This window comes from Pontibacter sp. LHS1 (assembly GCF_058932855.1).
The window spans coordinates 31301-51335 of the sequence record NZ_JBZYWF010000016.1 but is presented as its reverse complement, the minus strand read 5'-3'; the positions used below and the strand labels follow the sequence as shown (position 1 = coordinate 51335).

Genomic DNA, 20035 nt, shown 5'->3' with positions numbered 1-20035 from the left:
TTTTCAAAGCTCTACCAGTTTAGCCGCTGGAGTGGATGTACTGCTAGTGCGTCGTCTCCCGTAATACTTATTGAACCATGCCATGGGGATATCGGCCTCCAACTCAGCTGCATGATTCTCAATCCGGCGCTCAAACCGGCCTTCTATCCTGAAGCCTATCTTCTCATAAAGGGAAATCGCTTTCCTGTTGCTTTCCCGTGCCAGCAGCTCTACTCGCAGAATATCATCCCGCGTCTCTTCTATCAGCATCAGAAGCCTGGTAAAAAGCTGCCTCCCCACCCCTTTGCTTTGAAAGTCAGGATGAACGACAATGGTAAGCTCAGAGAGCACATGCCTTAAAATCTGTGGGGCCAAGCGGTAGCAATGGATTTCCCCAAGGAGAAGGCCTTGCTCATCCGTTGCCACCAGCCCAATCCCGTCACGCATGGCTTTCTCAACAAAGGCAGCAATGTAGGCTGGGTCTATCTCAGCTTCTGTCCTGGCAATTCCTCCGGAAGTCCGCGCCACCAGCTTGTACAACTCCATTATGTGCGTCCTGTCTTCTTCTCGAACGTTTCTGATAATGTATTCCATGTATAATGTGTTTTAAATCCAATCGGCAAGAATATCCTTGCTGAAAGCAATTCAATCATTAAAACCAGGGGCGAACTCCGCCACTGCCGTCAAGTCAGACCGTTTAGTTGCCAAGTGCCTCGACTATTTTGCTGTAAGGCATGGCACTGGTATGCAGGGCAAAAACCTGCTCCACCTGCAAACCATGCCTGTTGACGGCAGCCACTACCTCTGCCAGGTAGGCTTTCTGGAAGAAGCTTCCGTCCCGGTTTAGCTGCACCAAATCACTTGCGTACAGCAACCGGTGCTTTGGAAAGTAGACCACCATCATCCGCTCACCACTTTCCCCTCGGACAGGGTACAGCTCCATCCTGTTATCGCCCTCCCCTATAATCGTTTTGGCAGTTACAGCTTTAATCTTTGCACGTTTGTTCTGATGCTCCGAAGCTGCCATCAGGCGTCGCAGAAAAGGCTTGTTCAGGTCCAGCGCATAGATGGGCAAACGCTGACGAGCGCACTCCTGAATGCCGGCCACATGCGGCCAGGCATCTGAGGTACTCACCACTCCTGTCACCTGCAGCCCCGGATGGCGTTTTCTTGCCTCTGCCAATGCCTTAGCCGTGTATCCGCCCGAAATAGGGGCTTCCAGTAGCATGACCCCATCCTTTTGTGCCACCAGCGTCACATTCCAGAAACCAGGGATCAGAAGCACGCCGGGGGCAAGCTCCTGTGGCTGCTGATCCGGTCTTCCCAACGGCAATGCGTCCAGGCCTTGTTTCGGTTGTGCGGCGAAGGCCCGCTTAACAGCCTCCGGAATAGCAAACGTATCCTCCGACATCTCTTCATTCAAGTTCAGAGACACTACGGTCAGCTCCTGGAAGGGCTGGCCGTTCCGATACAGGTTGTATTGGAGCGGGTAAAGAATCCCATCAGGCTGAAGGGACCAGAATGAGAAGAACATATCACTTCTGACCTTCCCCCACATCGCCCACATCAGGTCGTGCGGATACGCGCGCTTCGTTTGCAAGAGGGTTGGCAGATGAGTATGCGCGTTGAGAAACAGGCGTACTTCCTGTTCATGCAGCGTAAAGCCAATGCCCTTGTGCGGCACCCCTTGTAACACGGTGTCCCGTAGCGTATGCAGATCATGCGCTTGGGCAGCCCCTAACAATACCTGCTCCGGCGCGAACTGTAAGACTTCGCGGGCTTCCTCCAGTTGGCTTGGCCTCCCAGGCACCAGCTGCCCGCTAGCTGTCTGCATGGCCACGGTATTATCCTCGAACAGTACAGTGCTGCCAGTCCATTCAGGCTGTTGCACGTTCTTGCTTTCCTTTCTAAGATAGAGGCGCCCCTTTTGGTAGTCCCGCGTTTGCGTCACCTGGAGGTAATTGACTAGCCAAGGCCCCTCCGGGCGCTCTGATTGCTCCAGAAAGTAAGTGTGTCCGATACCCTGCAGCCGAATGGTCTGCAGTTGTCTGAGTTTGTCCGCCCCACCCATGGCGGCAAGAGACATTTCAACCAGCTTATTTGCTGACTGCAGGTCTTTGGAGAACACAGGGTGTCCAAAGGCTCCACCTAGCATCAATAGGACAACGAGGCACGTTTTTTTCATAATTTATGTGTTTAGCTTTATTGGGTCAATGGGATCAATGGTAAAACAAAAAAGAGCTGCTACGCGAGGAAGCGAAGGGTCTCGTTTGCCCGGCGCTCAGGCCAGGCTAGCCACTCGCAACTCCTGTCGGAACTGCGTCGGGGTCAGGCCGGTCTGGTCTTTGAAATGCTTGGAAAAGTGATGCACACTGCTGAAACCCGTTCGAAAAGCGATTTCAGTAAAGGTCTTGTCCGTATGCAGCAGTTCCTTTACCCTATCAAGCCTCTTTTGGATGTAGTACTGTTCAATGGTCACTCCCTCATGTTGCGAAAAGGCCTCGTTCAACGAGCTGTAGTTCAAGTTCAGTCTGTCAGCCAGCAGGGCAGAAAGCGTCTGTCTGTCTTCGAGCTTCACCAGCTCAGCCTGCACGATTTCTTTGATTTGGGTCAGCAGCCTGGTCTGCCTATCCACCAGCAACTCTAATCCTAATTCCAACAGTACCTCCTGGAGCTGCCCCATCACCCACTCATCCGGAAGGCATGCCAAGGTCACTCTTCCCAGGCTTACCTCCTGTACGGCAATCCCTCGCCTTTCGAGCTCTGTCTGCAGCAGGGTAATGCAACGGTTACAAACCATGCCCTTGATGAGGATCTGTTTTTCCATAGGTGTTCTTTCTGCTTTACAGTTCGTGTTAAACACTCAAAATTCAGAAGATTCGCCTATTGTGCTTTTATATAATTTCACATACTATTTACAAAATTTCAGGTTTTTGAGTGTATAATAATTATTCCGGCAAAAAAGCGCACAACAAACCCCGTTTCATGCACCATAATAGTCTTATCGGAGGCTAACACCACCTGTAACGCGCACTAAACGGCAGCGGTACTAGGATTTGGAATGACGGGCTTTGTCTCTGCGATCCCTACTAGCCCTAACTGCAAGTCTGCGCCAGAAAGCCCCACAGGCAGACGATGGGTTCATAACGCCATTGTCTAGGGATATTCAAGTGTTTCAGGATAGAAAGCGAAGGCCCCGCATTTTCGGATCATGCTGCCTGTATCTGCTTCGTACGATCCAGCGTGACCCTGCCCTAAATCCTGCAGGGGACTCCCTCTTGTCAGCTAGACTTCCAGGCGCCAGCAAAACGGACTATTACTGCTCATAGACATACAAGACTCCGTTGGGTGGCCTTTTAAGTTTTTTGCCAGCAAAACGTTCCTTCATTAACAGCCGGCTCAGAATTTCCATGGTAAAGGCGTGACTCACCACGAGTACATGGGACTCCTCCCGCTCCCTCAGCGCCCTTAGGAAGTTGGCGGCCTTTCGCTCCAACACCTCTTGCCGCTGGGACTGGCTGACATGATTGTGAGCGAGCGACAGGCGGAGTAACATGGCCCACACCAGAAAAGGCAGCCTCGGGTTGCCCCTGAAGAGCGGATCCGGGAATGGCTCGTTCAAAAGCGCTGAGCTGATCACGGGGCCCGTAAAAATAGCCGCGGCCGTGTCCCTCGCTCTGCGCAACTCACTGGTATAGCATATGTCCCAGGTACCTTTCAGGGACACCTGTAGTTGCTGTACGTCAGCCTGGTTGTATCCTTCAAACCAGTCCATTACTTGTGTTTGCGAGACAAAGCCCTTCAGAAAAGGATGTGCTACTGGGAAGTGTCTGATCAGTCCCACACGTTTCAGTGCTGCCATCCGATCACCTCCCCCACCGCATAAAATACTCTGCTTCACCAGTCTCTTCCTCCGTGCACTCGGCCACTATTTCAAAGCCTTGCTTGAGATAGAACTGGACACTTTTCTGGTTTTTTTGATAGACCTTCAGCTCAATCACCTGTCGGGAACGCTTCACATGCTCCAACAAAAGCTTGCCTGCCCCTTTTCCCTGCTGCGCTGTCTTGACGAAAATAGCTGCCAGATAACTCTCCACCATGGCAACAAAGCCAATCATTTCATCGTGGTCAATAGCCAGGTAGACCTCCGCATTTGGCAGATACGCTGACGCCATAAGAGGTTTGTTCCTCTCCCAGAAATCAGGCGCTATAAAGTGGTGTGCCACAAGCGATGTGCTGTACCACAACGCCACTGCTTCCGGTATATCGTCCTGACTAAGTTTTCTAATGGTCATAAATGTAGGTTCAAATTTAACAGGTGTCATTTCTATTTAAATGCGATGTCGATGTTGCATCTGTTAAGCAGTAGGCAACAAGCAGCGGGAAACTACACGAACCGCTACAGCCAGACAGGTTCATATCCTTGCCTAGTTTAGTATCAGCTGTCGCTCTTCCACTTCGACCTGCTCTTTCACGCTGGGCGGTATCAGCTTATAGACAACCGGTGTCACAATGCGAGAAAGCAGGGTTGAGCTGATCAGTCCGCCAATGAGCACGATTGCCAGCGGTGAGATCAGTGGATTACTGGAGACAGCGATTGGAATCAGCCCTCCGATTGCCGTAAGGGAGGTCAGTACGATGGGGAGAAAGCGTACCTCCCCGGCTTCCCGGATAGCCTCGTCCAGCGTCCGCCCCTGCTCCCGCAGTTTGTTTGTGAAATCAACCAACAGGATAGAGTTCTTCACCTCGATCCCTACCAGCGCAATCATGCCGATCACGGCGACGAATGAGAAGGAGTTACCTGTCACAAAAAGTGCCAGCACAGCCCCTACAATACCTAATGGAACAACCGACAGCACGATAAGCGTACTCTTGAAGGTCTTAAATTCGAGTATCAGCACGGCAATGAAAAGAAAGACCGTGACAAGCATAATCGTACCGAATCCGCCAAAGGACTCTTGCCGCGTCTCATATTCTCCTCCCATGCTATAGGTGTATCCCGCAGGAAGCCTGAGCAGGTCCATCTTCTGGATGACCTGTTGTAAGACATTGTCTGCCAGATACCCCTTGGAGACAAAAGCAGAGACGGAAACCACTCTGTTCTTGTTGTAATGGTCAATGGTGACAGGTGTTGATTCCAGGCGCAGGTCCGCCACCTGATGCAAGGGTATGGCCATGCCCTGTCGGTTGTTCACAAACAGGTGGTCGAAAGCGGAGAAGGTGGCGCGCTCCTGTTTCGGAGTAGTTAGGACTACAGAGCGGCGTTCCCCTTCCCTGTCAGAAAAGCTTCCAACAGGTAATCCTGCCACGGCCAACCGTACCGTTCGCGCCAGATCCACCGAATTGATACCCAGCATAGCGGCTTTCTCCTTGTTGATGTCCACCTTTATATCCGACTTCAGGTTGCTGACAGGGTTGGTGACATACAGCGTTCCCTCAGTTTCCCTTAGCGTCCGTTCCACGCTCGCGGCAAGCGTTCGGAGCGTATCCAGATTAGGTCCAAACAAGCGTACTTCGATCGGTGCCGTCACGGGGGGGCCCTGCTCGAAATTCTTCACCTCTATTTTGGCTCCGGCATAACGGGAGAACCGCTGTCGCAGTGTTTCCGTCAGTGCCAGCTTTTCAGGAAGGCTTACGTCCTCCTGCAGCTGCACGAACAGCTGGGCAAAGTCAGTCCTCTCATTTTCAGGGATCTCATTGTAATACACACGCGGGTTTCCCTTGCCCACGTTCGTGGCATAGTATTTTACCTCCGGCATGGCTGCCAGGACGTTTTCTACCTCTTTTGCCAGTTCATCGGTGTAGCGCATACTTGCCTGCAGGGGGGCACGCACATTGATCAGGAACTGTGGTTTTTCAGAAACCGGAAACAGGCTGAAGCCTATGACCGGGAAAAGCAGCAGCGCCCCGGCAAAAACCACGGAGGCTGACACCAGGGTCCATCCCGGGCGCCTCAATGCCCAGTCCAGGAACCGGGCGTAGCTGCCATGAATCAGCCTCTGCAGTGCCCTCAGAAAAATATTCCCCGTGGCAGGCCCTGCGTGCTCTTTCAGGATACGGCTGGAAAGAAACGGAATGATCGTCAGCGAAACCAGCATCGACGCCAGCACGGACGTGATTACAGCCATCGGCAGATTCCGGATGAACTCTCCCGAGGCTTCCGGGAGGAACACCAACGGCAGGAAAGCGATGATCAGCGTCACTGTACACCCTACGACAGCCAATCCGATCTGCTTAGTCGCCAGGATAGTGGCTTGCATCCGGCTATGCCCCTCCCGCAGCCACCGCTCAATGTTCTCCACGACCACAATGCTATCATCCACCAACAGGCCCAGCGCCACCACCAGCCCCACAATACTCAACTGGTTGAGATTGAAGCCCAGCAGATGGAGCAGTACCAGGCCAATGGAGAGTGAAAGCGGAATGGAAATCATCACGACGAGGGCGGCTCTTCCTCCCAAGGGCAGCAGGGTGATCGATACCAGTAGGATGGCAATTATGAAATCAATACCCAGGCCCCCCAGGCGTTTGTTAACGTGATCCGCCTGGTCAAAGCTGGTGAACAGCGCGATGTTTGATGGCAAAGATTGCTTATACGCCTCCAGCACAGCCGTGTATTGTTCCTGTGTCTGCGAAATATTATACCCGTCCTTTTGGGCAGCCGTCACAAATACACAACGACGGCCATTCAGCCTGGTAATGTGTTTCCTTTCTTCTAAGTCCAGGTGCACATCCGCTATGTCTTTCAACAAGGTGTTTTGACCGTTCAGGGAGTAAACAATCGTCTGCGACACCTCCTCCAGCGAACGGAGACTATTGGTTGCCTTGATGTTGAAGGACTTGTTTTCGGCCTCTATACTTCCTGCGGGGATGGTAGACAGTTCACTTTGTAGATTGTTTATCACCGCAGGCAGCGGTATGTTCAAGCGGGCCATCTTTTCCAATCGGAGGTCTACCCGGACCACCTCTTCCGGTAATCCGTGTATCTCGACGTTCTTCAGTTGGGGCAAGCTTTCCAACTTTTCCTGGAGGTTCTCCGCATGCTGCCTGAGACTTTTCATAGAAGCGTTCTCCGAAACTAGCCCAAGTTGCAGTATATTCACATCTGATGGCGTTACCTGCTTCACTTCGATGCTCCGAATGTCCTGCGGAAGCATGGGACGGAGACTATTTACCTCCCGCACCAATTCCTGGTACTTATCGTTCACATCGCTTCCGTAAGTATAGAATACCTGCAGCACAGCCACACCATCCGTGATCGAGGTCTTGATTTTCTTGATCCCTTCCAGTGCAGCCACTTTTTTTTCTAGCGGGTCCACGACCTGATCCTCCAGCTCCTGTGGACTGGTACCCGGGTAGATCACCACTACCGGAAACTGGGGTGGCTCTATTTGCGGATCTTCGCTTCGGGGCATATTCAGAAAGGTCGTAGCGCCCAGCGCCACGATCATCAGAAAGATGACCAGCGTAAACTGGTAATTTTTCACGGCGAACTCTGAAATTTTCATGGCTTCTGTTTAGTTAACGACCGTGATTAGTGATTTTTCCGTTAAAAATGCGCTTCCGGTCGTGATCACGGACACGGCCCCTGCCTGCTCTAACCCACTGGCAATATGGACGGCATCAGGCGCAACGGAGGAAATAGTAACAGGTATCTTGCTGGCTGTTCTGTTGTCAGAGGTGACGAACACATAGCCCATGTTGGCATTGCCATCCAACAGCGCCTCATAGGGAATTTTCCAGACCCGTGTCTTCTTTTTCGGCGTGATGGTGGCCTTCCCAAACAGACCGGAGGCCAGGCGGTAACGTTTATCGTTCTTCACCTCCAACTCGACTGTAAAGGCTCCTGTGACCGGGTCAGCGCCCTCCGACTTACGCAACACCGCGGCTACTACCGGCCGCGCTGGATCCGCATCGGTCACAATCAAGGCCTTATCCCCTACCTGTAGCACGGCCCACTCTTTATCGCTTACCCCTGCTTTGAAGACCCAGTCGGCTTTCCCGGCGCCGTTCGTGCGGATAACGGCAGCCCCAGGGGCAATCACTTGGCCGGGATGCACGAATCGCTTCAGCACATAACCGTCCGCTACTGCTCTGATCTCAGAAAAAGCCTGGTTAAACCGAGCGGCTCGTAACTGTTGGCTGGCGATGGCTAAGGCTGTACGGGCATTCTGGTATTGCTCCAGCGTTGCTACACTGTCCCGGTAAAGGTTTTGGGTCCTGGTGAAATCCCGCTCCGCTTTCTCAACACTGAGTTCGGCCTGTTTTTCCTGGGACTTTATCTCGGTTTGCATCAAGATGGCTAACAATTGCCCTTTGTGTACCCGCTCTCCCTCGTTTACAAGCACCTGACTGACCACTCCTCCCATTTTAAAAGACAAGTTAGCCTCATCATCTGTTGTAAACTGACCGGAGGTAATAACCGGCAAGCTGACATCTTCTTCCTGAAGCTGCATGACGTGCACAGGAATGGGCGTGTCGTTTCCGGGCATCTCATTTGTGGGCTCTGTTCTCGTACAGGCTTGTAAAAGCAATACCACGATTGCGGGTGCCCACCAATATAAAATCTTTTTCATAGTGTAATGGAGTGTCTGGTTATCATTGAGTTTATTCTAGTGCGCTAGCGGATCAATGGCTAGTTCCCGCTCATAGTCCGCCAGGGCGGTGAGAACGTCAAAAGCAGACAAGGTCTCCTGCAGCTGCGCTTCCGTCATCTGGGTACGGCCGTCGATGAACTCCAGCATAGAATTCGTACCCTCCCGGTAGCCGCGCTCCACCAGGTGAAAATAACTTCTGGCCGCCTGCACACGTGCCTGTGAGGCCAGGTAGCGCTGATAATTCACTTTGAGATTATTTCGGGAAATGTCGGCAGCGAGCTGCAGTTGCTGTGCCTTATGCTGAAGACTTAATTGCGCTTCCTTTATGTCAAGAAAAGACTGTTTTACTTTGTGTCTGTTGCGCAAACCGTTGAAAACGGGGAACTCCACCGTAACCCCCAGCAAGTAATAGGCTGCTTTATCGTTCAGCTGCATGTTCTCTGTCTGCGCACCGACATCCAGAAAGCCTCCCACCTGCGGAATCCAATAGTTCTGGTTCATGCGGTGCGCCTTTTCCCTGATGCGTAGTGCTGTTTGCAGCAGGCCGATCTCCTCGCGCTCACCTGCATCGCCAGATGCGAGGTAACCCACGGTCTGCTCAAGAACCGGCTCGAACGCCATGTCCACCGTGATGGGCATCTCCTGGTCTCGGTTAAGCAGGAAATTAAAGTACCGTTGGGCGTTGCTCAGATTCCCCTGACTCTCCGTAAGTTGTGACTTCACTTTCTCTAGTTCACTTTGCGCCCGCAGCACCATAACGGGCAATCCCTTGCCGTTTCGGAGCAGCGCTTCGTTTACCTTTAAGTTCTTTTCCACCAGCTGCAGGGCACTTTCAAAAATCTTGACAACCTGCCCCGCATGCTGGTACTGGTAGTAGGCCTGTTTAATGTTCTTGATCAACTCCCGTTCATATACTTTCACTTCAAACTCCTGCAGCTTCACCTGGTCTTGTTGTATGCTTCTGTTGTAGTGGAGATCCTTGTTGATAAGCGGTAAAGTCGCACGCACATGCGCATCATAAAGTTTAGAGGGGAAAAAGCTCTTTTCAATATTCTCGATGCGTGGAAAATATTGGCTGTCTGTCAGTTCATTGAGTGTCGAATAAACCGGGTTTAACATGTCCCCCACCGGTAATTTGATGGTGCGTCCTCCCTGCCCGCTGGTATACCCACCGCTAAAATTTACCGCAGGCTGGAAATAACTACCCGCTATTTTCAGGGACAGGGCGGCTCGCTCCAGGCTGATATGCTTTTGTTGGAGGACAACATTGCTTTTCAAGCCTTCCTCGATATAGTGTTCCAGTGGAGTCTGCGCCCATGCCCTAGGGCCCGAAAGCAGCATGAGCAGCATCCCAAAAATTGTAAAACAGGTTAATTGACGTTTTTTCATATAAGTAGACAATAGTACCGGATAGCTTTAGGATTAAAACAGGCGAGCTTCTATAAGCCAGACAGAAGAACTTGTGCAGCCTGTTCCTACAACAATGGCACAGGATCCATCTGAATTGCCCTATCATTTTCCTCCAAAAGATGTGTGGCGCGAAGTCTGAACAGGATGAACATTCAACTTCACAAAAGTATGGGCTGCCGGTGCCCCTGGCTTTATATCATTGAAGGTTTAGTTTATATAATTTGGGGCATAGGCTTGACCTACTGGTCTATTCGACAAAGTCCGGTTCAAAGCGAAAGGGATACCATAATTTACCAGATTGGGCAACGCGCCGCTGGTGCTGCATGGACTGGAAAATCGGATGGATGGAAGAGCGGGTCCCGGAACACAAAAACCTGCTCCTGGGTGATAGGCATCCAGCGCCTACCGACGTGCAACGAAGGACTTCCAAGGTGCGAAGGCTTGGGTGAAGTAGCTATCGAGCGCACTTAGGACATGCTTGGTGGCAAGCAGTGCCCTGTTCTCCCTGAGGTCTGGTGATACCTGAGACGTACATCCTGGGGAGAGCCATCCGATACGTTCTGTGCTCCAACAAAGCGTTCACAGAGGTCAGCACCAAACTAACGCAGGTATCTTGCCTGCCTCGGTTCAAAAAACAAGAGCCGGTTCGTTTGCAGTCGTGTAGAACAGGCACATCCATCTAAACAAGAAAACAGCTATAAGCAGAAACCAGCAGACGAAAAATCCACCTGCTGCCCCTTATCCTGACAGGAAACAGGCAGCTGCGCTCCAGGCAGGCTGTATACTGCCCCCTTACAAGCATAAGCCTGTATATAGGTGGTGTATTCTAAAACATGCTCCTGCTCTGAACTCCAGCTCAACGTTTTATAATCCGTGCGGCACAGTAGGGCGTGCCTGCCACTTCCACCTTGTGCACAGCGAACCGCGATGCTTCCAGGTACTGTTCTATAAAGGGCAGGTCAGGCGCATAATAGAAGGCCCCTCCTCTTTTCAGGCTTTTGAGTATCTCCATAAAGCGTTGTGCATAAAGCACGTAATTGCCGTCTGCCCGGAGGTGGTGGTGCTGGAAATGATTTGAAAAGCCCAGGTTGCTGAGGATGGTTCCCCATTCCTTGGAGGCCAGATCAAATTCAAACCAATCCGCTTGAAACAAGTATTCGGTAGGTACCACATTCCGGTCTATGCCGTAAGCTTCTACCCCACAAGCGCGCAGGTACCTGACAAGAAATGCCTGAGAACCGCAGCCCAAGTCCAGGACCGGCTCCTGCAGCGCATGCAGGTCTATGTTCATCAGCTCCAGCTGGGCTTCCGCCGAGTACTCCCCGCACACCACTTCCTGCTCGACGTAAGGATCAGATTTATCGTACAGAAGCCTGGCAAAGGGATTTGATTGCTTTAGCCAGCGCTGTAGCGCCCGGTAGTGTTGCTGGGCAAGGGACGCAAGATCCTCATCCCTGACAGGATCATGTAGCGCTTTTACCTGGCGCAGAAGTCTCCTGTACAACCGTTCAAGTGCTGCCCTGTCGAAGCTGTTGATGTGGTAGAATTGGTTGGCCCTACAAAGCGAAGCAATGGCCTTGTCCACCAATAACGTAACAAGTCCTGCTTCCTCTGTTGCTCGCATCAGCCTTAACGCTGGCAGGTTTTGCTTGATATAGGCTACCAGAGCAGGAGAAAACCCAAACGCACTGATGGGCTCGTCACAGAAGAGGTTCTTCCGCTTATTGTATAGGAACTGCTGTTCCAACTGAGTCTTTAAATTTTCCATAGCTTGTACTGATAAGTTTTAGCCGGTATAAATCTGGTGGTAAAACACGCTGCTACACGCCCCTAATCCCAGATAAGCGGTCTTGGTACCTGATAGGCACGCAGGTATGTCAGCAACTGGCCTGTATGCACCGCTTCGTGGTAAGCGATCCGAAGCAGGTAGTCCCCTAGTTTTCTTCTTTGCCCTACCTCGGATCGGACAATTTCCACCTCCTGGAGCTCCTCGGGTGAAAAGGACTGTAGCGTTTGCATAAAACTGATTCTGTACGGCTGTGCGAACTGAAGTTCAGCGGCTACATCCTCGTAAGGAAGCGCTTCCCAGGGAGAAAGATAATCCCCTAAGTTCCCCCTGTTGATCACGATCTGGTGAAACAAGTGTTCCCCTTCTAAAACATGGCGCACCGTTTCCAGGCAAGTCATGGCACCCGCATCCGGTTTCCAGTCATAGCATGCTTTCGGCATTGCCTCCCAAAGTTTTATGCTCCTGCGTCTTATCTCTTCAAAGTTTAATAAAATGCTTTCTAATGCGGTCATGGTTTAGGATGATGTATAAGAAAAAGTAGATGCCACCAAGCAGCCCTTCCAGAAAAATACAATAAGTGGACAGCACCTTTTTTATCAGAAGAAAAGGCTGATCTAATCGGTATTTATGCCTTCGGCGCGATAGGCCGCTTTCTTCTCCAGTATCTGCAGCAGAGCCTCGGAATAGCGCTCAAAGGCGCCCTCGCTGGTGCTCAGAAACAGAAAAGGCTCTGTCAGCTCCAGCTCCATCAGCACCAGTTCGCCGTTCAGTTCCACTCCGTCCACGCGGGCATAGAGGCAGCCCTGGGCGAACTGCGCTACAATACGGGTAGCCGTAGCCAGTAAAGTCGCGGGAGGCGCAGGCGTGTGTATGCTTCCGCCAAAGGAGTGCTGCACCCGGAAGTCGCCGGGCTTAGCAGTTTTGAGCACGGTGTGGCTGTAAGAGCCATTTAGGAAAATAAAGGACCATTCCCCCTGTGTTTTGATCTGTTCCAGAAAAGGCTGCGCCAGGAAAGGTTCTTCCCGCAGCAGTTCATTTATGCGGGAGGTATAGGCGGAAGCCTCGGCTTTGTCGATGGCCAGGGTGTTTTTGGCTCCTCCGCTTACCCGTGGCTTCACAATAAGTTTATCCTGACCGATGGCGGCGAAAACCTCCTCCGCGTCAAAGGCACTGCCCTGCTCCAGCCATACGGTCGGCACGACCTTTATACCTTGCGCCAGCAGATCTTTGAAGTATCCCTTATCCGCGTTCCAGCGGAGCGTCTGCACCGGGTTGAGCACCCGACAACCCAGTCTTTCCAGTTTGTCCAGCCAGGTATAAAAAGCGGCTATTTTGTCGGTATAGTCCCAGGTCGATTTGATGATAACAACATCAAATCGCGTCCAGTCTACCTGCTCATCATCCCATACCTGAAAAGAAATATCCAGGCCTTTTTCCTTTAAAAAACGCAGTAACCGGTCATCTTCGCTTCCAGCCTTGGCGATGTCCTCGCCAAGGCTCCGGCAAGTGACCAAAGCTATTTGTTGTAAAGCCATGCTATTGCTGCTTGCGCAGAATCAAACCTTATATCCCGCAAAAACCATAGGGTAATTATCCTTAAAGCGAACTTAAAGCACTTAAGTTCTTGTGTGACTACTACCTGCTAATACCTGTCGCAACAGAAACGGCAGAGGCCCCAAAAAAGCCGATAGCTCCCCCTTTAATATTACCAGGTGCGTTACCAGGGGTGCTCTCAAAAGGACCTCCACTGGCATTTTGCTGATTCTTGATGGCCACCCAGAATTCGTAGGCAGCCTTATCCAGGGAATAAAGCTCCACTTTAAAAACCTCCCCCGCCTGTAAACTGACCCCCATGTTCGCATGGACCGGGCTTCCCTCAAAGAGCTCATCGCTTTGCACAGCCAGTTCATCCGAATCAAGCACATCGTTTACAAAAACATTCCAGCGGTAGTAATTTCCTTTGCCAGCCGGGTCACGGAAGTGAATGTATGGGTAATATCCTTCCGCTACCATGTGCCCTTTTGCTTTATAGACAAATGTGAGGGAATCGATGGCCGAAACAGGAGGCATGTAACTTTGTGCCGTGTATTCCGCACCGTTTGCTTTCACCGTCAGGTAATATGTGTTACCAGGCATGCCCTGCAGTTGTGTTGTCTGATACAGGCCCTCACTCACTTGTTTCAGCGTATCGACTGCGCCCTTGTTGTCCGACACAATCACCAATGCGCCGTTCACGCCCGGCGTGCTCCCTGCATCCAGGTAGCCCTTTGTGGTGGTAAGGCGCACGTTATAGGGTCCTGGCTGATCCGTTATCAAACCTTCCACCACCAGTTTGGTATCAGCCGTTCTCAGTTCATAGTCGATCACTTCTTCGCAGCTGTACAAGGTCAAAGCCAGCATACTGAGCAGGTATAATACGATTTTTTTCATAATGCTTATTTGCTTATAAGTTAGAAGTTGAAGTTATAGGTAAGGGATGGCAGGATGCCAAACAGGTAGAGCTTGACCGCTTCCGTTTTACCTCTGTCATCTTCGTTTTCGCGGAAATTAATGGCAAAAGCGTTCTTACGGGCGTAGGCATTGTACACGGATAAGGTCCAGGAGCTGCTGTACTTTCTGAACTCGTTCTTTGGCTTTTCGTAGGTGGCCGACAGGTCCAGGCGATGGTAGGCCGGCAGGCGGTAGCCGTTGCGCTCGGAGTACACCGGGTAGGTTCTGCCGTTGTACTCGTAACGACCTACCGGCATGGTCACCGCCCCACCCGTGTTGTAGGTAAAGTTGGCTCCGAAATGGATGCTGGGACTAAACTGGTAAGCGAGCACCAGGTTGCCTGCGTGACGACGGTCATAACGCAGCGGGTAGGGGTTGCCTTCGTTGATGCCCGGCACCGTGCGCTCCGTTTTGGATAAGGTATAGCTGATCCAGCCCGTCAGCTGGCCCTTTTGTTTGCGCAGGTAAAACTCCGCTCCGTACGCTTCGCCTGTACCTCTGAGCAGCTGTGTTTCCAGGCGCTCGTTGAGCAGGATCTCCGCGTAGTCCTTGTAGTCGATCTGGTTGTCCATCCACTTGTAGTACACCTCCACGGAGCCCTCTAGCATGTTGTCCTTGAAGTTGCGGAAGTAACCTGCCGCCACCTGGTCGGCTATTTGTGGTTTTACATGCGTACTGCTGGGTATCCAGACATCGAAGGGAAGCGATGAAGTGGAGTTCGACACCTGGTGCAGGTACTGCAGCGTGCGGTTGTAGGATGCTTTGATGGAGCTTACCTCGCTCAGCTCATACCGGGCAGCGATGCGCGGCTCCAGTCCGCCGTAGCTTTTGATCTTTTCGAAGCGGCCATACGCCACCGTGTCAATCGGTGTCTCAAAAGCCTCGTCGTAACGGTATACCTTGCCGGGCCCCATATTGGTAAAACTGGAGAAGCGCAGGCCGTAGTCCACCGTCAACCGATCAGTGAGTTGATGCTCATTGCTGACATAAACTGCTGCTTCCAGGGCACTGGTCGCGTTCAGCTTGAGCGCCTTCACAAAAGAATCTTTTCCGGGCTTCACCTCTGCCGGCATGAAATGATGGTAGGTGGCCTGCAGGCCAAAGCGCAGCTGGTTCTTCGGGTTCAGGAAATAGGTATAATCGTTCTTGATGCCATAGTCCTTGATATGCGACTTCCAGGTGAAGGCGGATTCTGATTCCTTTGAGCCGAGTGCGTAGTCAAAGTCGGAGAAGATGAAGGTGGTGTTGGAAAAAAGCCTGTCGGAGAAGAGATGGTTCCAGCGCACGGTAGCCGTTGCATTGCCCCAGTTCATCAGGAAGTCATTCGTGCCGGCAACGTCGCGGCCGAAGTAACCCGACACAAACAAACGGCTCTTTTTGCTGAGGGTGTAATTTGCCTTGGCGTTGAGGTCGTAGAAGTAGAGTTGGTTGCCTTTGATGTTCTCATCCCCACTCAGCCCAAAGAACACGTCGGCGTAGGTGCGGCGGCCGGAAAGCATAAAGGAGCTTTTGTCTTTCACAAGCGGGGCCTCTACCGTCAGCCGGCTGGAGATGGTGCCAATGCCGCCCGACACTCCCAGCCGCTGGTTGTTGCCCTCTTTCATGCGGATGTCCAGCAGCGAGGACAGACGGCCACCGTGCTGGGCTGGGATGCCACCTTTATAAAGCTGCACGTCCTTGATGGCATCGGCGTTGAATACTGAGAAGAAGCCCATCAGGTGCGAGGCATTGTAAACGGGCGCCTCGTCCAGCAGGATCAAGTTCTGATCCGCCCCGCCCCCACGTACGTAAAAGCCCGAAGTGCCCTCACCGGCCGTCTGCACCCCCGGCATCAGCTGTACGGCCTTCACCACGTCCACCTCGCCCAGCAGGGCGGGCATGGACTTGATATCAGCCACCTGCATCTTGAGGGTGCTCATCTCCAGCGAGCGCACGTTGTGGTCTTCCTTGCGCGTGGTGATCTCCACCTCTTTCAGGACGGTCGTGTTTGTTTTCAGCCCCACATCTACCCTTCTGTCGGATTCCAGCACCAGCTCTTCCGTGTGGGCCATGTACCCCAGGTAGGTGTAAATCAGGGTATACGTACCCTTCGGCAGTGTAAGGGAGTAGAAACCGTACCCATTGGTGCCTACGCCTGTCCGCGGCAGTTCCTTCACGCTCACAGTGGCGCCAATCAGCATTTCTCCGGAGGCACGGTCCTTTACATAACCGCTCACTGTGATCGTCTCCTGAGCCTGAGCCGGTAACCCCGCCAGGCAAAGCAATAACCCTAAAGTAAAAAGTACAATCTTTTTCATCGTTCTATCTGTTCTGTATGGAATAAGCATCAAAATTTGTAGCAGAGAATAAACAGCTAAATCACATGACAAAGGTAGAGCAGCGACGAAGGGTAGGCTTTATATTATTAAGGCTAAACGTTATAAATTTCTGGGACCGCTGCTGCGGCAAGCATTCCTTCTCTGTGCGTACCATGCTTTGAGCCGCTATCCCGATCGCAAGAGCGGCCTAAAGAGCCAGGTATATCAAAATGTCTATGAAGAGACGCTTGCCTTAATGGGAGCTAGCACGGGTTGCTTGCTGCCTGTGCTGGAAGTATTGCTCCAACGCCTTTTTACCATACCGCTTGAATGCGACTGGTGTCACCAGCATATCCAGTGCAGTAGAGCTGATCAGCCCCCCCAGGATGACAGTGGCCACCGGATATAGAATTTCCTTGCCAGGCGCAGTGGCATCCAGCGTTAAAGGCAATAGCGCAAGGGCTGAGACCAGGGCCGTCATCAGCACCGGGACCATACGTTCCAGTGAGCCCCGGATGATCATCTTGTCGCCGAAGACCTCCTGCTCGTGCTCCACCAGGTGGATGTAATGGGAAATCATCATGATGCCATTTCGCGTGGCAATACCGGTCAGGGTGATAAACCCAACCAGCGTGGCTACAGAGAAAATACCCCCAGTCAACAGCACAGCGACAACACTGCCAATCAATGCCAGCGGGATATTGAGCATGATCTGCAAGGCGATGCGGAATGACTTGAAGTGGCTATACAACACAAAAAGTATCCCTGTGACCGACAGCAGACTCAGGAGGATGATCCACCTGGTAGCTGCCTGCTGGCTTTCAAACTGCCCTCCCCATTGTACATAATAGCCACTGTCCAGTTTTAGCTCCTGCCTTACTCTCTCCTGCATCTCCTTTACCGTACTCCCGAGATCCCGGCCCTGTATGTTGGCCGACACAAGGATTCTGCGCTGTGTGTTCTCGTGGTTGATCACATTAATGTTGTTCTCCAGCTCCACACTGGCCACTTCCTGCAGGGGAATCATGGAACCATCCCCCAATGCGATCGGGGTGCGCCGTATTGTCTCCAGGCTTTTCCGACTTTCATTATCTGTACGCAGGACAATGTCAAAACCCTTCTGCCCGTCGACCACCTGCCCGACCACCTCACCATTATAAAAAGTCTGTACATCACGGGCCACGGAGCCTGCCTGAAGTCCATACCTTTTGACAGCCTCCCGGTCTACCCGGATCATCAGCTGGGGCACCATGACCTGGTTCTCCACCTGAACGTCCACCACTCCCTCCACTGCACGGATGATATTTTGCAGGTCCTGCGCCTGCGCTCTTAGCGCTGTCAGGTCATTGCCGAAGATTTTAATGGCTACCTGCGCTCTGACTCCTGAAAGCATGTGATCCAGGCGATGGGAGATGGGCTGCCCGATGTTGATGCTGACACCTCGCAGCACCGCCAATCTCTTCCGAATGTCCGCCAGAACAGCATCCCGGTCTCTTCCGCCTTCATGCAGGGCTACATCAATCTCAGAATAGCTTGGTGGCTCCGCGTGCTCATCCAGTTCAGCCCTGCCCGTACGGCGGGAAGTCAGCCGCACTTCAGGTACCTTTAACAGCTGCTTTTCTGCAATTCGGCCGATCTTATCTGATTCCTCCAGCGAAGTGCCCGCCGGTGCCAGGATGTTGATCGTATAGCTTCCTTCATTGAACGGCGGCAAAAACTCTGTCCCAAAGATAGGAACGACTGCGATAGCCCCCACTACCAGCAGGCCCGCCAGCATGAGGACCAGCTTTGTGCGGGCAAGCCCCCAGTTCAATAGTTTCACTTCCTGGCGCTTCAGAAACCGCACCAGTACACTATCCGCTGTTTCCATTTCCCCGGCAGCAGACTTTTTCCAGAACCGGAGGCGCACATGCTGCAAAGCTTCCTTCCTGGAAAGCAGGTAACTACACAGCGCAGGCGTCAACGTCAATGAGACAAGCAAAGAGGCTACAATCGAGGTAATATAGGCAATACCCAGGGGGGTAAATATCCTACCTTCCATGCCCTGCAGGTAAAACAAAGGCAGGAAAACGAGCACGACAATGATGGTGGCGTACACGATCGAGTTGCGCACCTCACTGCTTGCCTCAAAAATCACCTGGGGCAAAGGTCGTGGACTTGGCAGCGCCCAATTTTCCTTCAACCTTCGGTACACATTCTCTACATCCACCACGGCATCATCCACCAGCTCCCCAATGGCAATGGCAAGTCCTCCCAACGTCAGGGTGTTGATAGAAATGCCGAACGCTTTGAACGTGATCGCTGTGATGATCAAAGACAAGGGAATGGCCGTCAGGGTGATCACCGTAGTCCTGTAGTTCAGCAGGAACAGAAACAGGATGACCACCACCAGGATAAAGCCGTCCCGCAAGGCCTCTTCCACATTATGGATAGCCGCACTGATAAAGGTTTTCTGCTGAAATACATCCGTATGGAGTTGGACCTGATCGGGTAAGCCCTTTTCTAATTCGTCAAGGGCACGGAGTATATCCTCCGTAAGGGTAAGCGTATTGGCAGCAGGCTGCTTCTCAATGCTGAGGATCACCGCTGGCTGTCCGTTAAAGGACCCCTCCCCTCTTTTTAGTGCTGGCCCGAGCCGCACCTCCGCTACCTGATGCAGCAGCACGGGCTTGCCTTTGGCTTCCAACAGCACGATGTTCCGTAAATCTGCCAAGTTACTGACCCTTCCTACTGTATTGATCAGCACTTCCGATCCCTGGTAATCGATGAAACCGCCCGTGGTATTCAGGTTGCTTTGCCGCAGGGCATCCTCCACGACCGAAACAGGTATGTTGTGCAGCCGAAGCTTATCAGCCGATACCAGCACCTGGTACTGCTGCTGTTCCCCGCCAATCGGGATGACTTGGGATACGCCCTTCACACTCATGAGCCGGCGCCGGAGCGTAAAGTCTGCCAGCGTCCGTAACTCTGACGGAGGCAGGGAATCCGAGGTAAGGGCCACCATCATGATCTGCCCCATCACAGAGCTGATCGGGCCTAGCTGTGGTGTGATGCCTTCCGGTAGTTCGACTGTCTGCAGTCTTTCCGAAGTCAGCTGCCTTGCCTGGTAGACATCCGTATCCCAATCGAACTCGACGAACACCATTCCCAAGCCGGCGGAGGCTACTGAACGCACCACCTCCACGCCCGGGGCACCATTGAGTGCTGTCTCAACCGGCAGGTTCAACTGCGTCTCCACCTCCTCGGGCGCCAGTCCGTTTGCCTCTAAAAAGACGGTCACCCTGGGCCTGTTCAGATCGGGCAGTACATCCACCGGCAGGTTGAGCAACGTCAAAGTACCATATACCATCAACAGCGCCGACAAGGCTACGACGAGCAGCCTGTTTTGTATTGAAAACTGTATGAGCCGATTTAACATGTTATAAAATTTACAGGGAAGGGCAAGCGGCCACAGGTAGCATACCTACCCGTAG

General features: G+C 52.3%; 14 protein-coding genes. All 14 read right to left on the bottom strand.

Annotated features, from left to right (window positions below):
- Positions 1-3: 3 nt before the first annotated feature.
- The 14 genes from AC5FXQ_RS20150 to AC5FXQ_RS20085 all read right to left on the bottom strand — a co-directional run bounded on the left by AC5FXQ_RS20150 (position 4) and on the right by AC5FXQ_RS20085 (position 19980).
- Positions 4-573, bottom strand: coding sequence for a GNAT family N-acetyltransferase (locus tag AC5FXQ_RS20150; RefSeq protein ID WP_493604213.1), 570 nt, complete (start codon positions 571-573; stop codon positions 4-6).
- 103 nt (positions 574-676) lie between these two features.
- On the bottom strand, positions 677-2164 hold the full coding sequence (locus tag AC5FXQ_RS20145) for an MBL fold metallo-hydrolase (protein WP_493604212.1): 1488 nt from the start codon (positions 2162-2164) through the stop codon (positions 677-679).
- A 96-nt stretch (positions 2165-2260) separates the two neighbouring features.
- On the bottom strand, positions 2261-2806 hold the full coding sequence (locus AC5FXQ_RS20140) for a helix-turn-helix domain-containing protein (RefSeq protein ID WP_493604211.1): 546 nt from the start codon (positions 2804-2806) through the stop codon (positions 2261-2263).
- Positions 2807-3295: 489 nt separating this feature from the next.
- The gene (locus AC5FXQ_RS20135; RefSeq protein ID WP_493604210.1) at positions 3296-3841 is read right to left on the bottom strand and encodes a phosphoglycerate mutase family protein; all 546 of its coding nucleotides are present in this window, start codon (positions 3839-3841) and stop codon (positions 3296-3298) included.
- A gap of 4 nt (positions 3842-3845) precedes the next feature.
- Positions 3846-4274, bottom strand: coding sequence for an N-acetyltransferase (locus AC5FXQ_RS20130; RefSeq protein WP_493604209.1), 429 nt, complete (start codon positions 4272-4274; stop codon positions 3846-3848).
- Between the two features lie 132 nt (positions 4275-4406).
- Entirely contained in the window at positions 4407-7487 is a 3081-nt protein-coding gene (locus tag AC5FXQ_RS20125) for an efflux RND transporter permease subunit (RefSeq protein ID WP_493604208.1), read from the bottom strand.
- 9 nt (positions 7488-7496) lie between these two features.
- The gene (locus tag AC5FXQ_RS20120; protein ID WP_493604207.1) at positions 7497-8555 is read right to left on the bottom strand and encodes an efflux RND transporter periplasmic adaptor subunit; all 1059 of its coding nucleotides are present in this window, start codon (positions 8553-8555) and stop codon (positions 7497-7499) included.
- Between the two features lie 36 nt (positions 8556-8591).
- Positions 8592-9854: a TolC family protein gene (locus tag AC5FXQ_RS20115; protein ID WP_493604206.1), complete on the bottom strand. Its 1263-nt coding sequence runs from the start codon at positions 9852-9854 to the stop codon at positions 8592-8594.
- Positions 9855-10842: 988 nt separating this feature from the next.
- A complete protein-coding gene (locus tag AC5FXQ_RS20110) occupies positions 10843-11754 on the bottom strand; it encodes a class I SAM-dependent methyltransferase (RefSeq protein WP_493604205.1) in 912 nt (303 codons plus the stop codon).
- A gap of 62 nt (positions 11755-11816) precedes the next feature.
- Positions 11817-12287, bottom strand: coding sequence for a DinB family protein (locus AC5FXQ_RS20105; RefSeq protein WP_493604204.1), 471 nt, complete (start codon positions 12285-12287; stop codon positions 11817-11819).
- A gap of 102 nt (positions 12288-12389) precedes the next feature.
- Positions 12390-13310 carry an ATP-grasp domain-containing protein gene (locus AC5FXQ_RS20100; protein ID WP_493604203.1) on the bottom strand — a complete coding sequence of 307 codons (921 nt, stop codon included), beginning with the start codon at positions 13308-13310 and terminating at the stop codon, positions 12390-12392.
- Between the two features lie 100 nt (positions 13311-13410).
- Positions 13411-14205 carry a DUF4249 domain-containing protein gene (locus tag AC5FXQ_RS20095; RefSeq protein WP_493604202.1) on the bottom strand — a complete coding sequence of 265 codons (795 nt, stop codon included), beginning with the start codon at positions 14203-14205 and terminating at the stop codon, positions 13411-13413.
- A 20-nt stretch (positions 14206-14225) separates the two neighbouring features.
- Positions 14226-16562 carry a TonB-dependent receptor gene (locus AC5FXQ_RS20090; RefSeq protein WP_493604201.1) on the bottom strand — a complete coding sequence of 779 codons (2337 nt, stop codon included), beginning with the start codon at positions 16560-16562 and terminating at the stop codon, positions 14226-14228.
- Between the two features lie 253 nt (positions 16563-16815).
- On the bottom strand, positions 16816-19980 hold the full coding sequence (locus tag AC5FXQ_RS20085; protein WP_493604200.1) for an efflux RND transporter permease subunit: 3165 nt from the start codon (positions 19978-19980) through the stop codon (positions 16816-16818).
- Positions 19981-20035: the final 55 nt, after the last annotated feature.